The sequence below is a fragment of the Polaromonas sp. genome, assembly GCF_039930745.1.
Lineage (GTDB): Bacteria > Pseudomonadota > Gammaproteobacteria > Burkholderiales > Burkholderiaceae_C > Polaromonas.
Genome location: NZ_JBDTTH010000170.1, coordinates 1 through 4,003 on the forward strand (window position 1 = coordinate 1; position 4,003 = coordinate 4,003).

At 61.3% G+C, this 4,003-nt stretch carries 2 protein-coding genes; both read right to left on the bottom strand.

Features of this window, described 5'->3' with window-relative positions; all coding sequences use genetic code 11:
* Positions 1-913: 913 nt before the first annotated feature.
* Positions 914-2,032: a site-specific tyrosine recombinase XerC gene (gene xerC / locus ABI660_RS23150; RefSeq protein WP_348072566.1), complete on the bottom strand. Its 1,119-nt coding sequence runs from the start codon at positions 2,030-2,032 to the stop codon at positions 914-916.
* 10 nt (positions 2,033-2,042) lie between these two features.
* The gene (locus ABI660_RS23155) at positions 2,043-3,794 is read right to left on the bottom strand and encodes a hypothetical protein (RefSeq protein ID WP_348072568.1); all 1,752 of its coding nucleotides are present in this window, start codon (positions 3,792-3,794) and stop codon (positions 2,043-2,045) included.
* Between the last annotated feature and the right edge of the window lie 209 nt (positions 3,795-4,003).

The window sequence follows — 4,003 nt, forward strand, 5'->3', positions numbered from 1 at the left end:
AAGATTGTTGCCTCCGACACGCGCGCACCGTAAGCGCAGGCTTTTTTCCTAGGCCTGGTGCGGGTTTGGCAGCGTTTTCGTCGAGTCACTTGCATGGGTTGGTGAGAATTTTTCCTAGAGGCACATTCTGCCTTACGCGCATGCGAGCACAGGCCTAACTAAACGCTCCAACTAAACGCGCATGAACAAGTGCGCGCCAGGGCACCCGCAAGGGCCTTTCCTTGGTGTTCATGCATCAAATCTGCCTGTAGCCCAGGTAGAACGTGCGCAAGCAGCTACTAAATGCATAGCAATAGCATTTCTTCTTTAGCTGCTCGATGCACGGCGCGCAGCGCCGTGCATGGCTGTTCGGTCTTGGCTGCGCGAGCAATGCCACCAGCAAACACAGAGCTAAACAAAGACGCAAAGCGCCGGGGTGGAGGGAACCCCCTCGGGGGGTGGACGGGCCACACCGGCGCGGCCTGTGCGCGCCAGCGCCAGGCCCACAGGGTGGGCGGGGGCCAACACGTGAGACTGCGCGAAGCGCCTGGCCAGAACGCTTGCGGTGACGGCAAAGCCGTGACCGCACTGACCATGGCTGTCAGGCGTGCGGCTTGTGGCTACACGCAGTGAGCAACAGGCCGCACGCCGCAGGTGCGAAGTGGGCGCAAGACATAACGGGGGTCGTGCGCAACCCGCAGGGCGCGAAGCGGTGGCGCACCAAGCGAAGCTTTAGCGTAGCGACTGCGCCACTTGCTGACGATAGCCCGTTATGTTTAGTTGCAACGCAACTAACCCCGCAGCACCTGCCAAGCACGGCCTGGCTCGATGCCAGGTCTTGCTTGTCTTCCCAGCTTTGCGCGCAGCGCCTAGCTTTGACTTCTCGGGACGCCGGCAGAAGCGGCTAAGGTTGAATTACCAACGGCGCGCATCCTCACACCTCATCGCCGCCATCATCGTCGTCAGCCACCGTCAACGCTTCCAACAGCATCGTGGCCGCATCGTCAGCCACCGCTTGAACACTTGCCGCCTGATCGTGTCCCTTGCGCTCCAATCGACTCGGATGCGTGGCCCGATGCACCTCAATCAATTTGTCGATACTCACGTGCGTGTAAATCTCTGTCGTCTCCAAACTGGTGTGGCCCAGCATCGCTTGAATGAATCGAATGTCTGCGCCGCCCTCTAACATGTGGGTCGCGCAGGCATGGCGCAGCAGATGCGTGGCACCGCCTTTGTGAATGCCAGCGAACTGCATGTAGCGCCTCACTTTGTCGGCGATCTGATCGGCACGCATGGGCTGGCCGTAGTCGGAGACGAACAGGGCTTGTGTGTCTGCGGCCAGCAGTTCGCCTCTCGCCTCGGTGAGGTACTTTTCCAGCCAAGCAATGGCGCGTGTGCCCAAAGGCACGACGCGTTGTTTGCCGCCCTTACCGTGCCTGACCCACAGCACACCACGCAGCAGGTCGGGGTCGTACACGCCCAGGCTGGCAGCTTCACTGCGGCGCAGGCCGGTGGCATACAGCAACTCCAGCAAGGCGCGGTCGCGCAGGCCTTGGGTGGTGCTGGGGTCGGCTTCGGCTAAGACGGCCTCGACCTCGGCCGCATTCAAGATGCGCCCGGGCAGGCGTTTGGGTTGGCGCGGTAGTTCCAGGTCAGCCGCTGGGTTGGCCAGGATGTGGTGGGCTTTAGTCAACCACTTGAACCAGAGTTTGATGGCGGCCAGGTATTGCAGTTGCATGCCGATACTCAAGGGCTGGCCGTTGGCTTTGCGGTAGTAGAACAAATGGCGCTGGTAGCGCTCGATCATCGGCCGGGTGATTTGGCGTACATCATCGATGCCGCGCTCGTCAATCCAGCTGATGAATTTGCGGATGGCCTGACGGCGCGCACGCACAGTGTCTAGGCTGTAGCCAGTGACGGTCATCCACTCGAAGTGTTCTTCCATATAGCGCAGCAGCAGCTTGTGCGCTAGCGGGTCGTCTTGTGTGTGGGCCGGGCCTTGCGGTTTGACGGCGGCGCGTTTGCGGGTTTTGAGGAGCTGGCCTTTACGCATGGACGCGAACTCAGGCGGCTAAGGATTGAAGGCTGACCTGCGGGTAGGACGCGCGTGCTTGCAGCGTGGGGGTGGCGCGTGTATCGGGCGCTTCATCCTGCATTTCAGCTGCGCGCCTTATTTCATGCGAGCTGCCAGTGGTTTCAGTGGTCCGCACATCCCCCGCGTTGGCACCGTTTTGAGGGCGCGATGGGGCCGCAAACTGCCCCACTTGCCCCCGCGAACTTGAATTCGTAGATGCAAGTTGTGCTGTGTCGATCAGGCCTGACAGGTGCGCGCCAGCCCTGGCAGCGCCATCGTGCAGCAGCTCGTACTCATAGCTCTGCCCCCGCTGGCCTCTATGCACCAGCACGTATTCGAGCGCGGCCAGACGCTCCAGGTGAATGCGCGCCTGTGTGTCCGAGAGCGCCGCTGCGCTGCGCACCTCCGAGCGGCTAAAGCGAATATCGCGCTGAGGCAAGCCCTGCGCTTTTTCCTTGTCTTGCACCAATATGTGCACGCTGGCCAGCACGCGCCGGGTCTGCGGTGGCAGCTCATCGAGACTTGTGCCCAGCACTTCATGCGCAATGCGGTTGGCCAGCTCGATATCAGCCAGGCTGGCTTCGATGTATTCAATAGTTTTGTCGGCCACGCTGGCGCTCTTGATTTGCCGCTGGTGCTGGTGCAACAGCGCAATGGTGTCTATCAAGGTCAGGTACTTCTCATGATCGCGCCGGGTTCTTGTGCGGTCGTCCAAGAAGGTGAGTTGATCGGCCCACGGGTTGACCACCGCCAGCGGGCGCAGCAGGCGTTGGGCGTTGCGGTGCACGGTGAGGATGGCGGTTTTTTCATGCTTCTTGGTCAGGCCGGCTAAGGTGCGGCGCTCGCGCTGCAGTTTGTGGATGGCTCTTGTTTGCTCTCTGGCTTCATCGACCGATAGCACCAAACACCGGTTCATCAACTCTTCGTCAATGTCAATCGCGGTGGTGGTCATAAACAGGCTCATCGGCCCTTCGACTTTGTATTCTTGCGTGATGAGGTTGCCGGTGGCGGGATCGGTGCCAGTCGATGCAATGGTGAGTTCACCCTCGGACTGCAAGAGCTTCAAGGCGTAGCTGGCGCGGTGCGCGCCTTCTTCTTCGGCTATCGCCAATATCTTGTGCTTCAAATTGGTCTGGCCCATGTAGAACAAACTCTGCCCGGTCATGGCGCTGTACTGCACGCGCTCTTCTTCGGGAACGAAACTCAAGATGGCGTCCATCAAGCTGCTCTTGCCTGCAGCGCTGCTCGATTGAATGACGACAGCTAAGGGGCGGTCGAGTTTGCGACTGACTGCAGCCAGGTAGCCCACCAGCTTGTTGGTCGCTTCGCCCACCACACCGGCCGCTTCAAAGTCGGCCAGGATGCGCGCCGGCAGATCGGGCGTCTTGAGCAAGGCCATGGCGTCCGATTGCTCGGCTTCGCTCATCTTCTCGGTGGGTGTGGGCTGCAGCACTTCGGCAATGGCTTCGTCCTGCACGCTCTCCAGCGCCATCAGCACGCGGCCCAGATCGGCTTTGAGGTGGCGCTCGTCCACGCCGGTCTCGGCTGCGGCCTGTCCAGCAAAGTGGCCGCGCTGCTTGGCGTTGTACAGGTCGAGCGTGTCGACATGAAACGCGCCACCGTCTGCGCTGGCGATGGCTATGCGTACGTTGACCTTGAGCACGTCGGGGGAGAGGTTTTTCTCCAGGCCACGCACGCGCCAGCTGCGTGCGCCTGCGCCTTCACCGAAACGGATGTGCACTTCTTTTCCTGCCTCACGCTGCACCACTTCAACCCACGCCCCCGCTGCGGCTTCGGGTACGGGTGATGCGGCTAGCGCAGGCAGTGCAACGGGTTCAGCAGCAGACGCAGCAGCAGACGCAGCAGAGGATGCAGCAGAGGATGCAGCAGAGGACGCAGCAGAGGACGCAGCAGAGGACGCAGCAGAGGACGCAGCAGAGGACGCAGCAG

What these genes read in the sequence shown, in the direction of transcription:
- xerC (WP_348072566.1), bottom strand. Translation starts at nt 2,032, where the DNA reads ATGCGTAAAGGCCAGCTCCTCAAAACCCGCAAACGCGCCGCCGTCAAA.